The 22813-nt window shown below is 73.4% G+C and carries 23 protein-coding genes and 1 pseudogene; 15 read left to right on the forward strand and 9 right to left on the reverse strand.

The annotated features are described in order from the left end of the window. The first annotated feature begins 72 nt into the window (after positions 1-72). From NJC10_RS08245 to NJC10_RS08275, 7 genes and pseudogenes are all read left to right on the forward strand, one after another. Positions 73-1254, forward strand: a pseudogene (locus tag NJC10_RS08245) (IS3 family transposase). Next, positions 1251-1865 (forward strand): formylglycine-generating enzyme family protein, encoded by a 615-nt coding sequence (locus NJC10_RS08250; protein WP_319076039.1) that lies wholly within the window; start codon positions 1251-1253, stop codon positions 1863-1865. Before NJC10_RS08245 ends, NJC10_RS08250 begins: the two are co-directional and overlap by 4 nt. A gap of 240 nt (positions 1866-2105) precedes the next feature. After that, a complete protein-coding gene (locus tag NJC10_RS08255; RefSeq protein ID WP_319075847.1) occupies positions 2106-3182 on the forward strand; it encodes a GNAT family N-acetyltransferase in 1077 nt (358 codons plus the stop codon). Positions 3183-3361: 179 nt separating this feature from the next. After that, positions 3362-4708, forward strand: a complete 1347-nt coding sequence (brnQ, locus tag NJC10_RS08260) for a branched-chain amino acid transport system II carrier protein (RefSeq protein ID WP_319075850.1) — start codon at positions 3362-3364, stop codon at positions 4706-4708. Between the two features lie 199 nt (positions 4709-4907). Next, entirely contained in the window at positions 4908-5546 is a 639-nt protein-coding gene (locus NJC10_RS08265; protein ID WP_319075852.1) for a hypothetical protein, read from the forward strand. Positions 5547-5728: 182 nt separating this feature from the next. Beyond that, the gene (locus NJC10_RS08270) at positions 5729-6121 is read left to right on the forward strand and encodes a hypothetical protein (protein ID WP_319075855.1); all 393 of its coding nucleotides are present in this window, start codon (positions 5729-5731) and stop codon (positions 6119-6121) included. A 3-nt stretch (positions 6122-6124) separates the two neighbouring features. Next, positions 6125-7030 carry a hypothetical protein gene (locus NJC10_RS08275; RefSeq protein WP_319075856.1) on the forward strand — a complete coding sequence of 302 codons (906 nt, stop codon included), beginning with the start codon at positions 6125-6127 and terminating at the stop codon, positions 7028-7030. A 12-nt stretch (positions 7031-7042) separates the two neighbouring features. Here NJC10_RS08275 and NJC10_RS08280 read toward each other — a convergent pair whose 3' ends face one another. The 3 genes from NJC10_RS08280 to NJC10_RS08290 are packed head-to-tail and all read right to left on the reverse strand — an operon-like array spanning position 7043 to position 9583. Further along, the gene (locus NJC10_RS08280; protein WP_319075857.1) at positions 7043-7717 is read right to left on the reverse strand and encodes a cyclase family protein; all 675 of its coding nucleotides are present in this window, start codon (positions 7715-7717) and stop codon (positions 7043-7045) included. 4 nt (positions 7718-7721) lie between these two features. Beyond that, positions 7722-9158 carry a purine-cytosine permease family protein gene (locus NJC10_RS08285; RefSeq protein ID WP_319075858.1) on the reverse strand — a complete coding sequence of 479 codons (1437 nt, stop codon included), beginning with the start codon at positions 9156-9158 and terminating at the stop codon, positions 7722-7724. After that, positions 9155-9583: a nuclear transport factor 2 family protein gene (locus NJC10_RS08290; protein WP_319075860.1), complete on the reverse strand. Its 429-nt coding sequence runs from the start codon at positions 9581-9583 to the stop codon at positions 9155-9157. The genes NJC10_RS08285 and NJC10_RS08290 overlap by 4 nt, the downstream gene beginning before the upstream one ends. Before the next feature lie 95 nt (positions 9584-9678). Between NJC10_RS08290 and NJC10_RS08295 the strand changes: the two genes are divergently transcribed. Genes NJC10_RS08295 through NJC10_RS08305 form a run of 3 tightly spaced genes read left to right on the forward strand, consistent with a single transcriptional unit; the run spans position 9679 to position 11985 of the window. Then, positions 9679-10590, forward strand: coding sequence for a dihydrodipicolinate synthase family protein (locus NJC10_RS08295; protein ID WP_319075862.1), 912 nt, complete (start codon positions 9679-9681; stop codon positions 10588-10590). Between the two features lie 38 nt (positions 10591-10628). Next, positions 10629-11171, forward strand: coding sequence for a DUF2243 domain-containing protein (locus tag NJC10_RS08300; RefSeq protein WP_319075863.1), 543 nt, complete (start codon positions 10629-10631; stop codon positions 11169-11171). Beyond that, positions 11164-11985 (forward strand): cytochrome c oxidase assembly protein, encoded by an 822-nt coding sequence (locus NJC10_RS08305; protein ID WP_319075865.1) that lies wholly within the window; start codon positions 11164-11166, stop codon positions 11983-11985. Before NJC10_RS08300 ends, NJC10_RS08305 begins: the two co-directional genes overlap by 8 nt. A gap of 81 nt (positions 11986-12066) precedes the next feature. Here the strand turns inward: NJC10_RS08305 and NJC10_RS08310 are convergent, their stop codons facing one another. Then, a complete protein-coding gene (locus NJC10_RS08310) occupies positions 12067-12528 on the reverse strand; it encodes a DUF805 domain-containing protein (RefSeq protein WP_319075867.1) in 462 nt (153 codons plus the stop codon). Between the two features lie 83 nt (positions 12529-12611). Here NJC10_RS08310 and NJC10_RS08315 point away from each other — a divergent pair, with 83 nt between their 5' ends. From NJC10_RS08315 to NJC10_RS08330, 4 genes are all read left to right on the forward strand, one after another. Then, positions 12612-13292, forward strand: a complete 681-nt coding sequence (locus tag NJC10_RS08315) for an SGNH/GDSL hydrolase family protein (RefSeq protein WP_319075869.1) — start codon at positions 12612-12614, stop codon at positions 13290-13292. 57 nt (positions 13293-13349) lie between these two features. Further along, complete coding sequence (locus NJC10_RS08320) at positions 13350-14375, forward strand: TIGR00730 family Rossman fold protein (RefSeq protein ID WP_319075870.1); 1026 nt, start codon at positions 13350-13352, stop codon at positions 14373-14375. Between the two features lie 85 nt (positions 14376-14460). Next, positions 14461-14985, forward strand: a complete 525-nt coding sequence (locus NJC10_RS08325) for a hypothetical protein (RefSeq protein ID WP_319075871.1) — start codon at positions 14461-14463, stop codon at positions 14983-14985. Next, a complete protein-coding gene (locus tag NJC10_RS08330) occupies positions 14982-15320 on the forward strand; it encodes a transcriptional regulator (RefSeq protein WP_319075872.1) in 339 nt (112 codons plus the stop codon). Before NJC10_RS08325 ends, NJC10_RS08330 begins: the two co-directional genes overlap by 4 nt. Positions 15321-15484: 164 nt before the next feature. On the opposite strand, the gene NJC10_RS08335 is transcribed toward NJC10_RS08330, so the two are convergent. Beyond that, positions 15485-16915 (reverse strand): PQQ-binding-like beta-propeller repeat protein, encoded by a 1431-nt coding sequence (locus tag NJC10_RS08335; RefSeq protein WP_319075873.1) that lies wholly within the window; start codon positions 16913-16915, stop codon positions 15485-15487. A 110-nt stretch (positions 16916-17025) separates the two neighbouring features. Between NJC10_RS08335 and NJC10_RS08340 the strand changes: the two genes are divergently transcribed. Then, entirely contained in the window at positions 17026-17640 is a 615-nt protein-coding gene (locus NJC10_RS08340; protein WP_248115695.1) for a DUF421 domain-containing protein, read from the forward strand. A gap of 10 nt (positions 17641-17650) precedes the next feature. Here the strand turns inward: NJC10_RS08340 and NJC10_RS08345 are convergent, their stop codons facing one another. The 4 genes from NJC10_RS08345 to NJC10_RS08360 form a co-directional block, all read right to left on the reverse strand. Further along, positions 17651-18274, reverse strand: a complete 624-nt coding sequence (locus tag NJC10_RS08345; protein ID WP_319075875.1) for a hypothetical protein — start codon at positions 18272-18274, stop codon at positions 17651-17653. A 125-nt stretch (positions 18275-18399) separates the two neighbouring features. Beyond that, positions 18400-18639 (reverse strand): helix-turn-helix domain-containing protein, encoded by a 240-nt coding sequence (locus NJC10_RS08350; RefSeq protein ID WP_248115697.1) that lies wholly within the window; start codon positions 18637-18639, stop codon positions 18400-18402. A gap of 2 nt (positions 18640-18641) precedes the next feature. Then, positions 18642-19118 carry a DUF2975 domain-containing protein gene (locus NJC10_RS08355; RefSeq protein WP_319075877.1) on the reverse strand — a complete coding sequence of 159 codons (477 nt, stop codon included), beginning with the start codon at positions 19116-19118 and terminating at the stop codon, positions 18642-18644. Positions 19119-19365: 247 nt separating this feature from the next. Next, entirely contained in the window at positions 19366-22767 is a 3402-nt protein-coding gene (locus tag NJC10_RS08360) for an SNF2-related protein (protein WP_319075879.1), read from the reverse strand. Positions 22768-22813: the final 46 nt, after the last annotated feature.

Consider the following 22813-nt stretch of genomic DNA (forward strand, 5'->3'; position numbering starts at 1 on the left):
AGACGGGTCTGCCCTGACTTTGGTTGACATCTGATCTGTGGTCCCGGGAGGGACTGCTGGAAGGATGTCCTCATGCCCGCTGCATACCCCCGAGAGTTCCGCCAGGACGTGGTCGCGATCGCCCGTAAGGGTCAGATGCCGATCGCGCAGGTCGCGAAGGACTTCGGCATCGCCGAGTCCTGCCTGCGTCGCTGGCTGGCTGGCCCAGGATGATGTCGAGGCCGGGATCCGGCCGGGCATCACCAAGGCTGAGAACGAGGAGCTGAAGGCTCTCAAGCGCCGCAACCGCGAGTTGGAGATGGAGAACGAGGTCCTACGCCGCGCCGCCGCGTATCTGTCGCAGGCGAACCTGAAATTGGGCCAGTCCCCGAAATGACCTATCCCGTCGTGAAGGACCTGGCCCGCGACGGGATCCCCGTGAAACTCTCCTGCCGGGTCCTCGGGTTCACCCGTCAGGCCTACTACCAGTGGCTGGCCGAACCTGTCAGCGCGCGGGAATGGTCCGACGCGCATGCCGCCAATGCCGTCCTCGATGCCCATGCTGATGACCCGGAGTTCGGATACCGGTTCCTGGCTGAGAAGCTCCGCGGCCGTGGCTTGTCCGTGTCGGACCACCAGACGTTGAAGGCCTGCCGGCTCGTGCGTGTCCGCTGCTGCCACTGGTTCCGCCGCGGCTCGGGCAAGCGTCCTGGCCCTGCCGTTCATGATGATCTGGTTCGTCGTCAGTTCCGCGCTGAGAAGCCGAACCAGTTGTGGCTCACGGACATCTCAGAGCATGGGGCCGGGGATTCCAAGCTCTATCTCTGCGCGGTCAAGGACGTGTTCTCGAACCGGATCGTGGGCTACTCGATCAATCGGCGGATGAGCTCGCAGCTGGCCGTGGATGCCCTGCAGATGGCTCTGGCCCGGCGTGGAGGCAAGGCCGAGGTGCAGGGTTGCCGTGTGCATTCGGATCGTGGGTCGCAATTTCGATCCAGGCGATTCGTGGAGACGCTGCGGGTCAACGGCTTGGTCGGGTCGATGGGCCGGGTCGGTGCTGCTGGGGACAACGCGGCAATGGAATCCTTCTTCGCGCTGTTGCAGAAGAACGTGCTGAACCGGCGTCGCTGGCAGTCCTTTGCCCAGCTCCGGCTCTCGATCGTGAGCTGGATCGAGCGGACCTATCACCGGCGTCGTAGGCAGGCCCGTCTCGGGAGACTCACCCCCGTCGAGTTCGAGATGGTTCAATCAGTCCAGGCGGCTGCCGCCGCCTGACAACTCGTGTCAACCAAACTCACGGCAGACCCCTCACCTGGTTCCAGGCGATCGAGGCCTGCAACGACCTCTCCCACCGGGAGGGCCTGCAGCCGGCCTACTCCCTCGGAGAGGACGGACGCGTTGTCACCTGGGACACCTCAGCGGACGGCTACCGGCTGCCCACCGAGGCCGAGTGGGAGTACGCCTGCCGCGCCGGAACGACCTCACCCACCTACGGGCCACTCGAGGACGTCGCCTGGACCAGCCTCGATGACCTCCAGGGGCCGCAGCACGTCGGCATGAAGGAGCCCAACGCCTGGGGCCTGCAGGACATGCTCGGCAACGTGTGGGAATGGTGCTGGGACTATGCCGACCCCGCCCGCGACGGGGACCACCGCACTGTGCGCGGCGGCGGCTGGGCCGACAAGCCCTGGAGCGTGCGGGCCTCCGTCCGCCGCGGCAGCGCCCCCGACGCCGTCCTCGAGGATGTGGGGCTGCGTGTGGCGCGCGGCCCAGTGGGGGCCGACGGGGCAACGCAAGGGTGGTCCCATGCGGCAGACCGGGAACGGGCCTCCCTCCGAGGGCCACGTCCCATGGGGTGGACTCCCCTGCGGACCATCCACACCTGAGAGGGAGCCCGCCCCATCCTCGCTGACCAGCCGCCGACGCAGCAGGTGCAAGGCATGAACAGGCCGTCGTGGCACCGCCTTGCCCCCTCCACCCCACCTGTGACACGCTTCACAGCATGATGCAGCAGCAGTGACGCCGGGGGCGCACCACGCCCCCGCACCCAGGTCCCCTCAGCGCCCCCGCCCGAGCCCCGCTCGGCGCTCGGCGGCGCCCTCCTCCCTGTGGAAAGCAGTCACCCCATGCCTGACATCATCGAGTTCCCCCTGCCCACCTCCGCCGCCGACCCTCAGTGGCAGGACTACTGCCGCCTCGGCCGTGAGTACGACCACGAACTGCTCGGCACCGCCGAGTGGGACGAGTCCCCCGAGGACGCCCTCCTCCAGGCCGCCGCCGAGACCGACTACACCCAGCGCCGCTACCTCGCGCATGTGGACGGCGAGGCTGTCGGCCGAGCGCGCATCCTGGTCAACCACGTGGACGACCCCGACGCCGCCGCCCTGCACGTCGACGTCCACCCCGACCACCGCGGCCGAGGCGTCGGCCGCGCGCTGGCCGACCGGCTCGTGCAGGACACGGCCGGATTCACCCGCTTCGAGACGTGGCCCATGGCCGCCCCGCCCGCCCCCGGCGAGCAGGTTCTCATGCCCTCGAGCGGGGCCGGCGCGGTTCCCGCCGATCACCCCGGGGTACGGCTCGCCCAGTCGTACGGCTTCGCGCTCGCCCAGATCGAACGGGTGAGCCGGTACGACATCGCCGCCCCCGCCGTCGACCCGGCCGCCGCCCTCGCGGAGGCTGAACGCTTCTCGGCCGACTACGAGGTGCACGCCTGGGAGGGGCCCGGCGACGCGTCCGCACGGGCAGACCTCGCCGTGCTCAAGGCGCGCATGTCCACGGACGTCCCCGCCGGCGACCTGACCGTGGCCGAGCAGACCTGGGACGCGGAGCGCGTCCGCCGCACGGAGGAGCAGATCCTCCTGACCGGGCGCCTCTTCCGGGCGGTGGCGCGACACCGCGGCACGGGCCGGATCGTGGGGCTGAACGAGCTGGTGGCGCCGCGCTCCCGGGCGAGCGGCGTCGTCGACCAGTGGGACACCATCGTGCTGCCCGAGCACCGCGGGCACCGGCTGGGGATGCGCGTGAAGGCCGCGAACGTGGTCGCGCTGCGCGAGGCCATGCCCGAGGCCCGCGCGATCATCACCTGGAACGCCGAGGAGAACCGGCCCATGCTCAACGTCAACGAGGCGCTCGGCTTCCGACCGATCCTGGTGGAGGCGGCGATGGAGGCGACGGCACCGCTGCGGCGGGCGGTCGACTGAGCAGACGGGCCCGGCTCCCGGGAGGGGCAGGGGGTGCGTCCGGCATCTGTCACGGTCCTCGCGCCGAGAGCCGTGACAGGTGCCGGTCGATCACCGGTGCGCCGAGACGTCGCGGCCCACCGACGCGCGGCGCGGCATAGGATCGGGGCCGCTCCCCGCTCCCCCCTCGAGAGGCACCCATGCCCGCGCGCCTGCGCCCCAGTCAGACCCTGCTGCTGGCCTCCCTCGTCTTCGGCCTGTTCTTCGGCGCGGGGAACCTGATCTTCCCCGCCGGCCTGGGCCGCGACGCCGGATCGTCCGTCACCGCGGCCACGCTCGGCTTCCTCGTCACGGCCGTCGGCCTGCCCGTCCTCGGCATCGTGGCCTCGGCCCTGACCGGATCCCGCTCCGTCCGGGACATGACGGCCCCGATCTCGGGGCGCTTCGCCGTCGTCTTCACGTGCCTGCTGTACCTGACCATCGGCCCGCTCTTCGCGATCCCGCGCACGGCGATGGTCTCCTACGAGATCGGCGTGACCCCCTTCACCGGGGACAGCACCGTGGGGCGCGTCCTCTTCTCCCTGCTGTTCTTCGCCCTCGCCGCGGTCGCCGCGTTCCGCCCCGGCCGCCTCATGGACTGGATCGGCCGATACCTGACCCCGGTGTTCCTGGTCCTGCTGGGCACGCTCGCCGTGGCCGCCGCCGTCTCCCCCATGACCGCGGACCCCCTGCCGGCACCCGCCCCCGCGTACGCCGAGGCGCCGCTGGTGCAGGGCTTCCTGGACGGCTACAACACGATGGACGCCCTCGCGTCCCTGGCCTTCGCGGTGGTGATCGTCGACGCCGCCCGGCGCCTCGGCGTCGACAGCCCCCGCCGCATGGCCGTCGAGCTCGGCAAGGCCGGCGCGGTCGGCGGTCTCGGCATGGCCGCCGTCTACGCTGCGCTCGCGTACATCGGAGCGACGAGCGTCGGCGCGATCGGGCAGGCAGAGAACGGCGGGGACATCCTCGCCGGCGCCTCGCAGCACTACTTCGGCGCCGCGGGCCTGTACCTGATCGCCGCCATCGTGTTCGTGGCCTGCCTGAAGACCTGCATCGGCCTGATCGTGGCCTGCGCGCGGATGTTCGCCGACATGTTCCCGGGCTCCTACCGCGGGTGGGCGAGCGCGTTCCTCCTCGTCTCGTTCGCGGTGGCCAACCTCGGCCTCGACGCGATCGTGGCGTGGTCCGTGCCCGTGCTGATGCTGCTCTACCCGATCGCCGTCGTCGTGATCCTGCTCGGCCTCGCATGGAGCCGGGTGCGCCACCACCTGGTGGTGGCCCGCTGCGTGGTGGCCTTCACCGCGGCGGCCGCGGTGTTCGATCTCCTCGGCGCCCTGCCGGAGCCCCTCGCCACCACGCCCGCGGTCACCGGTCTCACCGGCCTCGCCGCGCGGGTGCTGCCGGGGTACGAGGTCGGGTTCGGGTGGGTCGTCCCGGCCCTGGCGGGCCTCGCCGTCGGGGTGGGGCTCGCGGCCGCACGACGCCGGTCGCCCACCCTCGCCTGAGCGGCGCGTGGCGGTGCGGCCGGGCCGGGCTCCACGCCGAATCGACTGCAGAAGTGACCCTTCTGGCGCCCGAAGCCGCCCTCAGAAGGGTCACTTCGGCAGTGGATTCCCGGACGTCGTCGAGGGAGGCGGAGGGCATGGGCCGAGGGGATCGGCCGTGACACAATGACCTGGACCACGCGCAGCGCGAGGGGGAGTCATGGCACAGGTGGGATCCGGCGAGCACGTCATCGACGACGGAGGCGCGCGGTGGGATGCGCAGTGTGTCCGTGGGATCGGGCATCTGCGGCATCCGGTGGTGTCCGGTGGGCTGATCGGGGTGGTCGGCGGGGCGGCGTTCCTGTTCGCCGGAATCGCGGGTCTGCCCTCCGGATGGCAGGGCACGCTTCGCGGGCTGGGGATCTCCCTCATCGGCTTCACCCTCGTGGCGGTCCTGTTCCGCCGTCGGATCCTGCCCGCCCTGCCACACCCGGCGCCCGGTGCGATGCGCGTGTACGGGACAGCCGTCGTCGTGATGCTGCTGCTGTTCCCCGTGACGCCCCTGCTGGCCCGGGCCGCAGACGCGCCGACGGCGCAGATCGCTCTGGTGGCGGCCGTGGTGGGCGGGCACTTCCTGCCGTTCGCGCGTGCGTTCAGCGCCCCGGTGTTCCTGTGGATCGGCGGGTCGATGCTGGCCCTGGGGCTGATCGGAGCGCTGCTGGCGATCCTCGGCACCCCCGCCGCGGGGCCGGCCGGGGCCGCGGCCGCCGGCGCGGCCATGCTGCTGATCGTGGCGGGACAGGCGCTGCGGCAGGGGGCGCCCGGCCGCGACGCGACCCGCACGGAGGCGCACCGCTGAGGCGGCCGGCGCTGATCGACGTCGTGGGAGGGCCGACCGCAGGACCCCACGGGGCGCACGACGCCGGCTGGTCGCCTCGTCGAGTCGACGCCCCCGCCTCCACCGAAAGTCGCGGGTCCGCCGGGACAGTCCCCACCTTCCGACGGTCCTCGGCTTCCCTGTACAGCACCTAACCTCGGGGCATGACCGAGACCACCCCCGCACCGGCCCCGGCAGAGGTGACGCCCGTCTCCGCCGCGAGCGCTCCGCCGGACCGCACCGCTGCGCAGGCGTGGCCCTACGCCCTCGCGGCGGTCGCCTACCTGGCGGCCCCGTTCGCCCTCGGCGTCGTACTGCCGGCCGAGACCGCCACGGCGGCCCTGCTCGCCCTCCTGACCGTCGGCGCGCTGACGCTCGGGGCGATCGACGGCGTCGTGTTCCGCGGCACGTGGGCGTTCCCCGTGCTCACGGCGATCCTCGCCCTGCTCGGACTGGGGATGTACACCCACGACGGCACCTGGATCTACGCGCTCGGCGTGCTGGCCCTGAGCCGCCTCGGCGGCGCGCTCGGCGGCCGGCTCCGGCGGAGGCGCTGAGCCGTGGAGATCTGGACCCTCGACCACCCGCAGCACGGCCGACTCGAGCTGCGGCAGGGGTTCGACGCCGAGTTCCTCGCCGACGACCCGGGCTGGCCGCAGCCGGAGGGGGACGACGCCGTCGACGGGTCCGCCGAGTCGGCCCCTGTGCGCGCCGGCGAGCGGGCTCCCCTGGACGCTCCGCTCCGTGACCGCGTGCGGGCCCGGATGAAGAACCCGCCGCTGCGGCTGCAGGTGCGCATCGACGGCGAGGTCACCGGCCGCTACCCGCGCACCGGTGTGGGAGAGGTCCGACTGAAGAACCCGAAGACGGAGAAGGACGGCTTCTCCACGCTGGAGTCGAACCCGGCGTCGAACCTGCGGCGCCTGAGGGTCCAGGCGAACGCCCTGGGCGACATCCTCTCCGTGCAGTTCCGCGAGGGCTCGTCCGTGGTGGAGTTCGACCCGCCGCCCGGTTCGCGGGGCGCCCGCCGGCAGGCCGCCATGGAGTCCAGCAGCGTGAAGCGGATCCTCTATCCGCTGATGGGCGGACTCGGGAAGGCCGGCGGGGCCATCCTCTTCCTGGTGCTCTTCCCTCTCCTGGCGCGGCTGCTGCCGGACTGGCAGGTGGACCTGCCGGAGTTCCGCCTCCCCCGGATCCACCTGCCCGTGCCGACCATGCCGCAGATCCACCTGCCGGCGCCCCGGCTTCCCGCGTGGGAGATCGACGTCCCCCCGCTGCCCGGCTGGCTGCGGACGGTGCTGGAGTACGACGAGGTCTGGAAGCCCGTACTCCTCGGCCTGGTGCTCGGCGTGGTCGCGGTGCGCAACCACCGACGCTCGGAACGGCAGAAGGCCGCCTGGGCGGCGGAGCGGGCGGCCGCCGGCGAGGCCCGCGTCGGTCAGCCCTCGAGCACCAGTCGCTCATAGTCAGGGACGGGCTCAGTCCGTGGACGCCTCCGCGGGGATCGTGGCGATCGCCCGCACCGGCGCCCCGTCCGCGCCGCCGAGCGGGAGGGGCAGGGCCGTGAGCTCGAGGCTCGTGACCGACGCCGGCAGGTCGGCGAGCCCGCGGAGGTTCTCGATGATGAGTCGGTCGGCCCCGAGCAGCGCCTCGTGCACCGGCAGCGGTGCGGACCCGTCGGGGGCGGTCTCGTCCGGGTTGAGGGTGTCCACGCCCAGCACGTCCACGCCTCGATCCCGCAGGTGCTCCCCCACGGCGGCGTCGAGGAACGGATGGTCGAGGTAGGCGGCGCCGCCCCAGAACCGGTCCCAGCCGGTGACCAGGAGGACGATCCGGGCGTCGTCGGGCAGCGCGGCCAGCTGGCCCTCCAGCAGCTCCATGCCGATCCGTTGCCGGGGGGTCGCGTCCGGCACGCGCAGCAGGTGCGCCCGGCCGATCAGGCGGGCCACGTCGACGCCGTCCATCGTCCGCCCGCCGGGAACGGTGTGGCTGGGCGCGTCCACGTGCGTGCCCGAATGGGACCCCATCGTCACCGAGGTGACGGCGAACCCGTCGGCGTCGATCTGTGCGGCCGGGGCGAGCCGGATCTCCGGGTCCCCCGGGAACACCGTCCCGCCCGAGGTCAGTCGATGGCTGAGATCGACCAGCCTCACCCCGTCAGGCGCGCCCATGGCCGGCCCCGCCCTCGACGACCGCCTGCTCGTCCGCCGCGGCCGGGGAGCGGACGGCGTCCGCGAGGTGCTGGGACCGCGCGTCCGGGGCCTCCCGGATGCCGGCGACCCGCGTCCACGCCCAGTACAGGAGCGCGGCCACGGCGAACGTGGGCAGCGCCGCGCCCACCGGGGTCGGGATCACGAAGTAGAACAGCAGGTAGGCCACCGCACCCAGGACCCACACGGCCAGAGCGCCCGGGTTCCACCCGCCGCGGAACCAGTAGGCGCCCCCGGAGTGCCGCAGGATGTCGGCCCGGTACACGCCGCGACGCGCCACGTAGTAGTCCACGATCATGATCGCGAACACGGGGATGAACAGGGCCCCGATCAGGGACAGGAAGGCCGTGAACCGCTCCAGCAGACCCAGCCAGGTCGCCCCGATCACGCCCACCACGCCCAGGCCCAGGGCGGTCGGCATGAACGGCAGCGGCCGGGTGCGCGGCAGCGCGTGGCGCACGGACTCCGTCATCCCGTACATGACCATCGTGTTGGTGGCCATCACCGAGAGGAACATGGCGATCGCCACCGGAGCGCCGAACGAGCCGATGAGCAGGGTCGGGTCGAAGGGCAGCACCTCGCCGCCCTCGAGGAGGACGAACGACGCCGCGGTGAGACCGAGGGTCATGGCGACGACGGTGGACAGCGTGTAGCCCACGCCCGCCCCGATCGCGCCACCGGCCTGGGTGCGGGCGGACCGTGTCAGGTCGGCGGAGAGCACGGTCCAGGAGACGGCCGTGGAGAGGACGATGTCGAACACGGTGATGCCGTCGTACCCCTCCGGGTCGGCGGGGATGGCGAGGTACTCCGCGGGCGCGTGGGCGCCGAAGGCGGTGGCGAAGATCCACGCCATGATCCCGAGGATGACCACGGCGAACCACGGCTCCACCTTCGCGATCCCCTCGTGCCCGAAGATCGCCAGGCCCACCACCAGCGCCTGGCAGAGCGCGGAGAAGAGCGCCGGGTTGGAGAATCCGGTCCACTGCTCCACGAGGGCATTCAGGGAGATGCCGGCCAGCATGGCCTGCACCCAGGACCACCCCATCAGGAGGACCACATTGGCCACGGCGGGGACGATCGAGCCGCGCAGGCCGAAGGACCCCCGGGTCAGCGCCATGGTGGGCAGCCCCGTGCGCACGCCCATGACCGCGACCAGGGTGAGGACGATCGCGCCCAGGACCGTGCCGAGGACGATCCACCCCAGGGCCTCGGCGAACGGGACGCCCGGCACGAAGAGCGTGCCGGTCAGGAGGGTGGTGACCACCAGGTTGGCCGCCAGCCAGATCAGTCCGATGCGAAGACCACCCAGGGTGCCCCGCACCGGCGGGTCGGCCATCGCGTCGGCAGAGGCAACGGCGCCGGTCGCGCCCGCCGCGGTGCTCATCGGGCGCCCTCCCCGTCGGTCGCATCGGCCTCGACGGGCACCGGGGAGAGGTGCTCGTGCACGGCGGTCAGGCGCCCGTTCCGGCGTTCGAAGACGATCGTCTCGCGCTCACGGTACGTCTCGCGGCGGCCGTCCTGCTCGGCGGTGGTCTCCAGCTCGTGCAGGAAGACCCCGCCGTCCCGGCCGATCGGCTGGACGTGGGTGCGGAGGGAGCGGCAGTCGACGACGCGCCACCCCGACTCGCGCAGCTCCCGCCACGCCGAGCGCCATGCATCCCGACCGAAGAGCATCTCCCGGTCCGTGTGGAAGGCGAAGCTGCACTCCGGGGCGAACCCGGAGAAGTAGCGTTCCTCGTCGTTGGACCGGAACGCGTCGACGATCGCCGCCGCGGCGTCGTCGATCTCCTGCTCGAGCTGATCTGACATGGGGGCCTCCTGGGGCACACGGGGATGAAGGCAACAGTCCACCCGCGGGCGCCCCCGCACGTCAACGGCCCGGCCCGCCCCACTAGCCTTCCCCCATGCCCACCGCCGCGCTCGACGCCTTCCCCCTGACTCCCCTGCGGGACGACCGCCTCGACGAGCCCGCCCTCGTCCGGATCGTCCAGCGCCTGGCCGCCGCCGGCGTCGACGCCATCACCGTCCTCGGCTCCACCGGCTCCGGCGCCTACCTGGACCGCGCGGAGCGGTCACGCGTGGTGCGCCTCGCCGTCGACGCCGCCGGGGACGTGCCCGTGCACGCCGGGGTGAGCGCACTGCGCACCGCCCACGCCCTCGCCTTCGCGGAGGACGCCGCCGCGGCCGGGGCGCGGGGGCTGCTGCTCGCGCCGCAGTCCTACCAGCCCCTCACCGACGACGACGTCGCGCACCTCTACGCGGACGTCACCGCCGCCACGGAGCTGCCCGTGGTCGTCTACGACAACCCGGGCACCACGCGCTTCACGTTCAGCACGGCCCTGTACGGGCGCGTGGCGGCGCTGCCCGGCGTCGTGTCCCTGAAGATCCCGGGCGTGCCCGTGGACCCGCGGGCCGCGGCGGAGCGGGTGGCGGAGATCCGCGCCGCGGTGCCGGCGCACGTGGGCGTGGGCGTCTCCGGGGACGCGTTCGGCGCCACAGGGCTGATCGCCGGCTGCGACACGTGGTTCTCCGTGATCGCCGGGACGCTGCCGGAGCCCGCCGTCCAGATCACGCGCGCGGTCCGGGAGGGCCGGGTCGAGGACGCCCTCACCGAGTCGGAGCGGCTGGCCCCGCTGTGGGACCTGTTCGCCCGGCACGGGAGCCTGCGCGTGACCGCCGCGGCCGCCGAGCACCTCCGGCTCACCGCGCCCGGGTGCCTGCCCCGCCCCCTGCTCGGGCTGGGGGCCGCGGATCGGGCGGAGGTGGCCGGCGTCGTCGACCGCGTGCTGGACGGCGAGCCCGCAACGCGCCCCTGATCTGCGCATCCCCGCGGCCTGGCGCTACCGTGGGCCCCATGGCCTCCCTCTCCGCCACGGCTCGCCCCGTCGGCCGTTCCGCCCCCGACCTCCACCGCCGACTGCTGGTGTCCGGGCTCCTCTTCGGGGTGGGCGTGGCCGCCTTCGTCGACGAGACCGTGCTGCACCAGCTCCTGCACTGGCACCACTTCTACGACCGCTCCACCACGGCCGTCGGACTCGTCTCGGACGGGCTCTTCCATGCCTTCGGGTGGTTCGCCGCCGTGGCCGGGCTGTTCCTCTTCGCGGACGTGCGCCGTCAGGGCGGGCCCGGCGTGGGACGGTGGTGGCCTGCCGTGCTGATCGGCGCCGGCGCCTTCCAGGCCTGGGACGGGACGGTGCAGCACAAGCTCCTGCGGATCCACCAGATCCGGTACGAGGTTATCCCCACCGAGCTGCGCGGCACCGGCCCGTACCCGCCCGTGGAGGACATCCTCGTGTACGACCTCGTGTGGATGGCCATCGCCCTCGCCTTCCTGGTGATCGGCGTCCTGGCGTGGCGGCGGGGCTCCCGAAAGGCCGCGGCGGCCGCCCGTGCATGAGCACGGCCTCGGCGCCGAGGCGGCGAACGCGCCGTTCCCGCTGGCCGGCGTCGTCATCGGCGGCGCCCTGCTGCTCTTCCTGATCCTGTACGTGCTGCTCGTCCGCGCCGGACGGCGCCGGGGCCGCACCTGGTCCGACGCGCGCACCCTGAGCGCGGCGGCGGGCGTGGTGGCCGGCGTCGTCGCGGTGGGGCCGCTGGGGGTGGCCGGCCATCACGACTTCGTGGCGCACATGTGGGGGCACCTGCTGCTGGGCATGCTGGCCCCGGTGCTGCTGGTGCTGTCCGCGCCGGTGACCGTCGCCCTGCGGGGCCTGCCCGTGGTGTGGGCGCGGCGGCTCTCCCGCGTGCTGTCCACGCCGTACGTGCGGGCGGTCTCGCATCCGGTGGTGGCGGCGGTGCTGAACATCGGCGGACTGTGGCTGCTCTACACCACGCCCCTGCACGGGTGGATGCACGCCTCCGCGGTGGGGCACCTGGTGGTGCACGGGCACGTGCTCCTGGCCGGGTGGGTGTTCACCGCCGCGATGCTGCAGGTGGATCCGGCGCCGCACCCCCACGGGCATCCGCTGCGAGCGGGCGTGCTGGTGGGCTTCCTCGCCCTGCACGCGATCCTCTCGAAGCACGTCTACGCGCACCCGCCGGCGGGCGTCGGGGCGGCGGAGGCCCAGGAGGGCGCCCAGCTCATGTACTACGGGGGCGACTATATCGACCTGGTGCTGATCGCGCTGCTCTGCCTCGACTGGTACCGCCGCACCGCGCCGGCGGGCCCGGGGCAGGTCAGTGGGGTGGACGCCGCCGCGCGGGCGGCCTGACGGGTCGGACCGCTCGACCAGACCTCACCCGGTGGGCAGGGCCGCGTCCTCTGGATGCGGTCCTGGGCAGAGCGGGCGGTCTCACCGGCGCAGCACCGGATCCCCCGGCGCCACGTCCGCCCTGTCCCTGCCCGGGAAGGACGGCTGCAGCACCATCACGAACAGCGCGATCGCGCCGAGCCCCGGGATCAGGCCCAGGAGCATCCAGACGGGGGTGAGGCCGGCGTCGCCCAGGCGGCGGGCCGTGAGGGACAGCATGGGGACGATGTGCAGCAGGCCGAGGACACCGGAGACGTCGTGGTAGATCGCGGTCATCCAATCCAGGGGCGGGAAGGTGAGGCCGGTGACCCCGACGGCGGGCAACGCGAACGACGGGGCGCCGGGCGCCGACGTCTCCGCCCCGAGGGCACCGAACAGCACGGTGACCACGATGCTCAGCAGGAACAGGTGCAGCACGGCCCACCAGAACTCCGCGCGTCCGGCTCGGCCGCCGAACTGCGCGTAGCGCCCGTAGAAGCGGCCCACGGCCCGCAGGAACGTCATGCCCGAACCCTGGCGCACGGCGGCCGCTGCGTCGAGCCCCTCCTGCGCGTGTCCGCCCCGCGCCCGCCGGTAGCCTGGCGCCCATGCCCTCCCCCTCCGGCTGGCAGGCCGTGCACGATGCCGACTACCGCGCCCACTGGCGCACCCTCGCCGCGCGCGAGGACCCCGACGCACTCACGTGGGTGGTGCTGGGCGACTCGGCCGCCGTCGGGATCGGGGCCGAGAGCGTGGAGCGCACCTACGTGGCGCAGGTGGCCGAGCGCGTGGCGGCCGAGATCGGCCGGCCCGTGCGCGTGGTGAACCTCGCCGTCAGCGGGGCCATGGCGAAGGACGTCCTCGCGGACCAGCTCCCGCAGATGCCGGTGAGCGGCGCGGAGGCGGTCACGTGCGTCGTCGGCGGCAACGACGTCACGTGGGCCTGGCGGTTCCGCGAGGCGGCGTTCGAGGAGCCGCTCGAGCAGATCGCCCGCGCCCTGCCCGCCGGCGCCACGCTCGGCCTCGTGCCGACGTTCCGGATCCCGCCGTTCGAATCCCGCGTGCGGCGGGCGAACACGGTGGTGCGGCGAGTGGCCGCGCGGCACGGGCTCGGCGTGGCGGACGTGCACGCGGCCACGTGGCGGCGGAACCTGAAGCACCAGGTCAGCCGCCTGGCCCGGGATCTGTTCCATCCGAACGGCGCCGGCTACGAGGACTGGGCCGCCGCCGTCGCGCCCGAGGTGCTGCGGCAGGTGCGCGGCGAGGCCCCGACCGTCCCCGCCGGCTGAGCGACGGCCGGGCTGTGACAGCGCCCAGCCCCCACCGCCCCGCACTACAGTGGCCGCGTGCCCCAGCCGATCATCACCGTCAGCGCCGTCCTGCTCTTCGACACCGCCGGCCGCCTGCTCACCGTGCGCAAGCGCGGCACGGACCGCTTCATGCTCCCGGGCGGCAAGCCCGAGCCCGGCGAGTCCGCCCTCGACGCGGCCGTCCGCGAGGCGCACGAGGAGATCGGCCTGCGCCTGGACCCGGCGGCCCTGACCGAGCTCGGTGTCTTCGAGACGGCCGCCGCCAACGAGCCCGGCCACCTCGTGCGTGCCACGGTGTTCCGGCACGGGCCCGCCGCGGGCCACAGCGCGACGGCCCGGCCCGCCGACGCAGACCTCCTCTCCCGGATCTCCCCCGCGGCGGAGATCGCGGAGCTGCGCTGGCTCGACCTCGACGCTCCCCTGCCCGGCGACCTGGCCCCGCTGCTCTCTGAGGCGATCCTCCCCGCGCTCACCCACCCCGACGGCCGGCGCCCGCATCCCCTGCGCGCGGTCGCCGTGTTCACCGGGGCCCGCGACGGCGTCGACCCCGCCCACGCCCGCCTGGCCCGCGCGCTCGGGGCGGAGCTGGCGGGCGCCGGCGTCGCCCTCGTGTACGGGGGCGGGAAGGTCGGGCTGATGGGCGCCGTGGCGGACGGTGCGCTCGAGGCGGGCGGCGACGTCGTCGGGGTGATGCCCCAGGACCTGGTGGACCGGGAGATCGGCCACGCGGGGCTCACCGAGCTGCACGTGGTGGACTCGATGCACGAGCGCAAGGCGCGCATGGCGGAGCTGGCCGACGGCTTCCTGGCGCTGCCGGGCGGCGCGGGCACCCTGGACGAGCTGTTCGAGGCGTGGACGTGGCAGCAGCTGGGCCTCCATGCCAAGCCGATCGGCCTGGTCGGGCGCGACTACTGGGCGCCCCTGCTGGCCATGCTGGACCACATGGCGGCCGCCGGGTTCGTGCGCACCGAGGACCGGGACGCGCTCGTGGTGGCGGACTCCCCCGCGGAGGCACTGGCCGGACTCCGGGCCTGGACGCCGCCCGCGCCGAAGTGGCGGTGACCTCGACGCCGCTGCGCCCGCGTGCCGACGCATGACCTCGGCCGGACCATTGCTTTCCATGTGTTCAAGTCATATACTTGAACACATGGAAAGCAACGTCCCCCGCGACCCGCACCGCACCCCTCCCGCCGACCCTGCCCAGGAGCCTGCACGTCGCCCGACGCCCGACGACGCCTCCGCCGCGCTCGACGACGCACGCGAGACGCACCGCCGTGCCGCGTACGCCGGCGTCGAGCCCTGGTGGATCGACGCCCTGGCCGCCGCCGGCATGGCCGTGATGGTCGTGGGCCTCACCAGCCGGACGCTGTGGGGCACTCTTGTCGGCGCGGCCCTCTTCACGGTCCTCTCCCTCATGTTCGAGGCCCGCCAGCGCCGCCGCGGCATCGTCAGGGACATCCAGTCGATTTGGGGCACGGTTCTCGTGCTGGGAGGCATCATCGCCATCGCATTCGGGGCCGATCGGCTTATCCCCGAGCGGCCCGGCACCGCCGCCGTCGTCGGCGTCGCCGCCCTGCTGTTCGTGGTCGGGTTCGTGTTCCTGCGCTGGAGCGCACACCGGACCGCCCGCCGCCTCACCGAGACGCAGGGCATGGCACGATCCCTCTCGTGACCCCCGCCGCCCGCTTCGACGACCTGATCCACCAGCCCACGCGCTTCCGCATCTGCGCGGCACTGGACTCGAGCGTGGAGATGGAGTTCGCCCTGCTCCGCGAGGTCGTGGACATCTCCGAGTCGCTGCTCTCCAAGCAGCTCAAGGCGCTCGCCGAGGCCGGGTACCTCACCACGCGCAAGCAGCGTCAGGCGATCGGGCGCCCCCGCACCTGGGTCGGCCTCACCGACGCCGGCCGGGCCGCGTTCCTCGGTCACCTCGCCGCGCTCCAGGAGATCGTGGCGCACACCGGCCACGAGCTCACCCCGCCGCCGCCGGGCCCAGACCCCAGCTGACCCGCCGCGCCCGCAGCCCAGGCCGCCGCTCGCGCATGCCCGGCGGCGTGCACCGGGCAGGTCCGCCGGCACGGGGCCGGCTCCTCGAGCGGCACCCGCACGACGCCGGCCCCGGGCCAGATGAGGCGAGGTGACCCACGGTCACGCCCGCCTGTTCGGCACGATCAGTGATCGTGCCCCTCATGCGCGGCGTCGGAGGCATGCCCCGCGCCCTGCCCCGGCGTCATGGACTCGGGCTCGCCGGTGACCACGGCCATCTCGACGGGCGCGAACTCCAGGTCCTCCTCGAGGACCTTCTCGCCGGTCTCCAGGTCCACGGCCACGAGCTTCCGGTTCTCGGCGTCGGTGACGTAGGCGGTGTGCCCGGCGACCTTCAGGATCGGGCCGGGCTCCTGCCACTCGTCCTTCTCCCGCCACGGCGCGATCACGGGGTGCTCGGCGGTGATCTCGCCGGTCTCCTCGTCGATCACGGTGAGCTCGCCGTCGTAGGTGAGCACCACACCGGAGCCGTTCTCGGCGCGGCCCAGAGACCGGAACCAGTAGGAGGAGCCGAGCTCGACGGTGGTCACCCGACCGGTGTGGGCGTCGATCAGGTCGACGGCGGTGGGCCGCTCGGTCTCCTCGCCGTCGACCTTCGTCCCCTCGACCTTCCGGTCGGCCAGCACCACGGGTGAGGACTCCAGCCCGGCGAGGTTGCCGTTGCGCACGTACCCCTCGGCCGGCACCTTGTGGAACTCGCCGTCGCGATACACCACTGGCCCGTTCTCGCAGCCCAGCACGACGACGTCGCCCGCCTCCGTCGGCTGTGCGGCGGCCTCTCCGTGGACCCCGGGACAGTCGTCGGTCTCGGCCATGACCTCACCGGACGCGCGGTCGATCACCTGCACGGTGTCCCGGGAGTCCGCGGTGCCCTGCGTCGTCAGCAGCGACCCGTCGGCCAGCTCGAGCGCCACGCCGTGGTGCGGGGCCGTCGTCGTGGTCTCTTCCATCACGGGCATGAGGTCCCACGTGGCCTTGTCCAGGTGGGCGGACTCGAAGGTCTGGATCCTGCCGGTGCCGTCCGCGAAGAGCGTGGTCTGGCCGTTGTGCGTGACCACGTGCCCGGCGTGGTCGCCGGGGAACGTCACGCCGGTCATGCCCGGCTCAGACTCGTAGGTGTGGACGTGGTCGCCGTGGGCCTTCGCCTGGATGCCGGCGTTGAACACCTCCCAGCCGTGGCCGGTAACGACCATGACGTCCTTGCCGTTGCCGGCGTTGGCCAGGCGCTTGAACCCGGGGACGGCCTGCTCCGTCACCACCTCGCCGGACTCGGCGTCCAGCAGGGTGAGGCCGTCCTGGTGGGAGAGCAGGATGCGCGGGGTCACGGTGGTCACCTCGGTGGACTCGGTCGGGTCCACCCAGTCGGACTCGGGCACGGACGAGGCGGCGTCGGATCCGGAGGTGGATCCGGAGGCGAGGGCAGGGGCGGGGGACGGCGTCGGGCCGGCGGACCCGGTGCCGTCCGAGCACGCGGTGAGCGCGACGGCGGCGGCCGCGAGGGTGGCGGTGAACGTGGAGGCGGCGCGGCGGGAACGGCGCTGCGGGTGCGGGGTCATGGGGTCTCCAGTCGGTGCGGCTCAGGCTTGTTGCGACCCGTTCACACTAAACGCTGTTGCGATCCATTCTCAACACGTGCCCCTGCGACATCCCCTGGGAGGATGGGCGCATGTCCGCCGCCCACCCCGCCTCCGCCGTCGCCCCCGTGCTGGGCTGGACACCGCCCCAGGGGTGGCCCGCCGCGCTGACGGAGCACCTGGGGATGGAGCTGTGGCGGGTCCCGGTGGTGGTGCTCAGCGCACTCGGGATCTACCTCACGGCACTCCTGCTGCTCCGGGTGTTCGGCGCGCGGCTGATCACGGGGCTCTCGGTGTTCGACACGGTGGTGGCCCTGATGTTCGGCGCTGTGGCAGGCCGCGTCATCCTGGGACACCCGCCCACGCTGGCCGCGGGCGTCGTGGGGCTGACCACGCTCGCCGTGCTCGAGGCGGTCTTCGGCACCCTCACCGGCACCGTGCGCGGCGCCCGTACGATGGGCGGCCGCGCCCGCGTGATCGTGGCCCGCGGCCGAGTCCTCGCCGACCAGGCGCGCCGCGGGCGCGTCACCCGCGGCCACCTCAACACGGCCCTCCGCGCAGCCGGGGTGCGCCACCTCGGCGAGGTCCAGGCGGTCATCCTCGAGGCCAGCGGCCGCCTCAGCGTGATCCGCGCCGGGGAGCCGATCGACCTCGACCTCCTGGGGGATGCCATCGGCTCGGAGCACCTCCACGACGACGCGGACTGAGCCGCGGCCTTCACGCCCGGCCGGGGCCGCCGTCGTCGTCGTGGCCGTCCTCGAACTCCCCCCGCCGGTGCAGCCGGCCCCCGGGCGAGCGCGCCCGCAGCCACGTCATCACCGTCAGCAGGATCAGCACCACCACCGACATGATCAGCCCGTTGAGGACCAGGACCCCGGCCGGCGCGGGATCCACCGCCCGCAGGAGCGTGGGCTGGGCGGCGGCGCCGGCCAGGGCGGACAGCACCAGCGGCCAGCGGGCGTCCAGCCGGTCCGCGACGCCGGCCCCCACCACCGCGGCCGGCAGCGCCAGCAGCGGGGTCAGGGAGGGGTTCGGCGCCAGCAGCGCGCCCGCGGACGCCACCCCCGGCACCGCGGCGAGCCACAGGAGGGACCGCCGGGGCAGCGTCGGCCCGGACGGACGCGCCCGCTCCGCCGACTCGACCACCAGGAGCACCGCCAGCAGCGCGAGGAGCCCGGCCGCCGTCGTCGCCCCGGGCACCGCGGTCAGGAGCCCGCCGCCGGCGCCGCTGGTCACGTGCAGCGCGGCGAGCGCCAGGCCGCTGACGACGGCGGGGGCCGGTTCGTCGAGCCAGCGCCAGTCGCGCTCGTGGGCGGCGGGGGCCTGCTCGACGCGGATCATGGGCTCCATTGTGGGGCAGGGCGGCGAAACATCCACCCACCGGGAATCCACTGCAGTTCTGACCCTTCTGAGCTCCATTCAGGGCTCCAGAAGGGTCAGAACCGCAGTGGATTCGTGAGGAGGGGTCAGTGGTCGTCGGCGCCGTCGTCGTCGTGGTCCTCGTCCGGCACCCACTCCAGCAGGTCGCCGGGCTGGCACTCCAGGACCCGGCACATCGCGTCGAGCGTGGCCAGCCGCACGGCCTTGGCGCGCCCGTTCTTCAGCACGGCCACGTTGGCCGGGGTGATGCCCACCCGCTCCGCGAACTCGGCGACCCCCATCTTGCGGCGGGCCAGCTCGACGTCGATCCTCACCACGATCGGCACGCTCAGACCACCTCGTCCATCTCGACGCGCAGCGCGGTCGCGTCCGCGAGCAGGCCGCGCATGACCACGAGCAGCAGGATCACCGCGCCGCCGACGAGCAGGGCGAGCAGCTCCAGGAGAAGAAGGCCCGGGTTGGACGCGCCGGCGGCGGTCTGCCAGACCGTCGTGACGGCCACGATCCCCCACGCCGCGGCGAGCGCGCCGATCATCACGGCCGTCCACCGCAGCCCCGCCCCGCGGAAGATCTCGTGGGCCCGGACCAGGCCGAGGAGGCGCACGACGGCGGCCAGGGCCACCTGGATCGCCACGAGGGCGGCGATCAGCGCCACGGTCAGCGGCCACTGCGCGAAGGCGAACTCGGGGTACTCCGCGGCCATCGAGGCGGCGACGGCGGGGATCGCCCACACCTGGAGGGCCAGGATCCCGAGGATCCCGACGACGGACAGGACTTGGAGGGCCAGGGCAAGAGTGCGGTTCATGGCTTGAGTCTCGATGATCATCTATCGAGAGTCAACAGATTTCCATCGCAGGGCGACCATAGACGAGACCCAAAGAGAATCCACTGCAGTTGTGACCCTTCTGACCGCCGATTCGGCTCCCAGAAGGGTCAGAACCGCAGCGGATTCGCGATGGGTCCGCACCGCCCGCGGCCGGGAGCGCCGTTTCCCGAACGAAAGCGTCCCGGCACGTGCCGTTTCCCGAACGAAAGCGTCTCGTCGGCGGGGGTCAGTCGTCCGCGCCGAGCAGCTCCCGGATGTCGTCGGCCGTCAACGAGTCCGTGAACGCGCCGGCGCCGGAGTCGTCGGACTCGTCCACGAGCGCCCCGAACAGCTCGGCCTTGCGTCGCTGCAGCTCGAGGACCTTCTCCTCGATCGTCCCCTCGGAGACCATGCGGTAGACCATCACGGTGCGCTCCTGGCCGATGCGGTGTGCGCGGTCCACCGCCTGTGCCTCGGCGGCGGGGTTCCACCACGGGTCCATGAGGAACACGTAGTCGGCCTCGGTCAGGGTCAGGCCGAAGCCGCCGGCCTTGAGGGAGATGAGGAACACCGGCGCCTCGCCCTCCCGGAAGCCGCGGATCACCTCGGCGCGGCCGCGCGTGCCGCCGTCGAGGTAGGCGTGCTCCACCTCCATGGCGTCCAGCTCCTCGGCGATCACCTTCAGGAAGCTCGTGAACTGGCTGAACACGATCACGCGGTGGCCCTCGGCGAGGATCTCCGTGAGGTCGTCCAGGAACCACTCCAGCTTCGAGGAGGGGATGGAGGCGTACTCCCCCTCCACGATCTGCGGCGCGAGCGCGAGCATGCGCAGCAGCGTGAGCGACTTGAAGATGGTGAAGCGGTTGCCGTCCACGTCGCCCAGCAGCCCCAGCACCTTGCGGCGCTCGCGCTGCAGCACGCGGTCGTACACCTTGCGATGGCTCGGCTCGAGCTCCACGCGCAGCACCTGCTCCTGCTTGGGCGGCAGGTCCTTGGCCACGAGCTCCTTGGAGCGGCGCAGCATGAACGGGCGCACGCGGCGGCGCAGGGCCGCCATCCGCTCCGGGTGCTCCCCGGACTCGATGGGCGTCACGTACGCCTCGCGGAACCGGCGGTGGCTCGGGAACAGCCCCGGCACGACGACGGCGAGCAGCGCCCAGAGGTCGCTGAGCGAGTTCTCCATGGGCGTGCCCGTGATGGCCAGCCGGAACGGGGCGGGCAGGTCCCGGGCCACGGTGTGCACCTTGGAGGCGCGGTTCTTGAGGAACTGCGCCTCGTCGTAGACCACGCCGCCCCACGTCACCCTCCCGTACTGGGCGGCGTCGATCCGCAGCAGGGTGTAGCTCGTCACCACGACGTCGGCGCCGGCCACCGCCGTCTCCACGTCCGCTCCCCGCTTGCGCGTGGTGGTGTCCAGCACGCGCACGTCCAGGCCGGGGGTGAACTTGGCCGCCTCCGCGGCCCACACGGACACCACCGAGCTCGGCGCCACCACCAGGAACGGCGCGCGGCCGGGGTGCGCGGCGCGGGCGTGCGCCATGAGCGCGAGAGTCTGCACGGTCTTGCCGAGGCCCATGTCGTCGGCCAGGATCCCCCCGAGGTCCTGCTCGTACAGGAAGTGCAGCCAGCGCAGCCCCTCCTGCTGGTACGGGCGCAGGTCCGCCTGCAGCCCCGCGGGCTCAGGCGCCTCGGGCAGGCGCTCCATGGCGGCGAGGCGGCCGACGGCGGCGGTCCACGCGGGATCCTCCGTCGTCTCGTCGGCGAGCTCCTTGAGCTCCTCCCAGAACCCCACCTGATGCCGGGACACGGACGGGTTCTCCGGGGTCCACTCCTGCAGCGTGGCGGCCTCGGAGAGCAGCGCGCGCAGCCGCTCGAACGCCGGATGGTCGAGGGAGAGGTAGGAGCCGTCGAAGAGGATCAGCGAGCTCTGCCCCTGCACGAGGGCGGTGAACAGCTGCGCGAACGGCAGCACGTGCCCGTCCACGGAGACCTGCACGCCCAGGTCGAACCAGTCGTTGCGGGCGGCGGTGGTGCTCGCCTCGATCCGCGGCGCCGACGTCAGCTCGCGGTACTCGGGGCGCTCGCCGCGCACGTCCACGCGCACGTGGTCCAGCTGCTGCAGCTGCGGCAGCACGGTCTCGGAGAAGCGCGCCGCGGCCACGCCCTCGAGCACCTGCTCCTCGGCCCGGCCCGCCCGGGGCCAGGCCTCGGCGGCGGCGCGCAGGACCGCGTCCTCATGGCGGACGTCCCGCAGGGTGTCCCCCGCCGGGTTCATCCCGAGCTCGCGGGGCGGGTCGAAGTACAGCCAGGACCAGCGCAGCACGAGGCGGTGGTCCTTCTGGAAGTCGGCGCGCAGGCGCAGCACGGGGGGCTCGAACTCGGGCAGCTCCACGGACGCGTCGGGGCTGGCCACCTCGAGGGCGGCACGCAGCCGCGGGTACACGCGGGTGAGGAACTCGTCCCGGTCGGCGGCGGGCACGCGCACGGGCTCGCCCGCGAGCACGAGCTGCTGCACCGCGTCCGGCACCGGGGCCTCGACGGGGATCAGGTGCAGCGTGTAGGCGCCGTCGTCGTGGGTGACGCGGTAGAAGCCCACCCCGCCCACGGTGTGCACCCCGGCCATGCCGCCCGCGAGCCCGCCCAGCGCGGGCGTCACCTCCAGCCCGCCGTCCGGGCCGCGCGTGACGTCCAGCCCGACGGCGGCGGGCGCCTCCAGCACCACCTCGTCCAGCAGGCCCTGGGGCACCAGCTCGACGCCGGCCTCCTGCGCCTCGGCGAGCAGCTGCCAGATGCGCGGGGAGTCGAAGGCGTGCAGGCCGAACCACGCGTCCGTGGGGTAGGAGTCCTCGGCCTGCAGCTGGCGCCAGATCAGGCGCAGCGCGCGCTCCTGGGCGGGGGCGAACTCGGCGCGGCCGAACTGGAAGTTCCGCCAGGTCAGTCCGCCCTTGATCCACGTGCCCTTCGCACCGCGCCTGAGGGGGCGGACGATCACGTACAGCGGGCGGCCCTCCCGCAGGTGCTCCTCGCCCGCGGGCGCGGGGCCCCATTGGGCGTAGACGTTGCGGGAGGACTCGGCCACGAGCTCCACGCCGATCCCCAGCGGCGGGGCCGCCCCGAGCCGGCGCGGGGCGTCGAGCCCGGCCAGGGGCTCCATGACGCGGCGCCAGTCGAGGCCCGTGCCGCGGGCGGCCGAGCGCTCCCGGGCCGCGGCAGCCACGGCGTCGGGGTCCGAGGAGGGCGGCACGGGCAGGGCGTCGGCCGTGGTGACCATGTCCGCGAGCTTGCGGCGCGCGTCGTCGAGGGCCCCGCCGGCGTCGAGGCGGACCACCTGGTAGAGGACGGCGGCCACGTGCTTGCAGTCCGTCCCCACCGGGCACGTGCACTGCCCGCCGACGGGCTCCGCCTGGGCCGGGGCGTCCTCGCCGGGGGCGAACGCCTCCTGCACGTGCACCCGCACGCGGTAGGGGCTGGGCGCCGAGCCCTGGACGGACGCGGTGAGGAGCCCCTGGCCGGCGTCGTAGCGCAGGCGGCCGACGGCGCCGCGCGCCGCGATCTCGAACCCGCGGTCGGCCATCGTGGAGCCGACGACGGCCCGGATGGCCTCGGTGCGCAGGTGCGGCAGGACGTCTCCGGAGTCTGCGATGGCCATAGCGAACAGTTTCCCACGGCGGACTCCCCCGTCGCGAACGCCTGTG

It is taken from the genome of Micrococcus sp. M4NT (genome assembly GCF_033790745.1).
In the GTDB taxonomy this organism is placed as follows: domain Bacteria; phylum Actinomycetota; class Actinomycetes; order Actinomycetales; family Micrococcaceae; genus Micrococcus.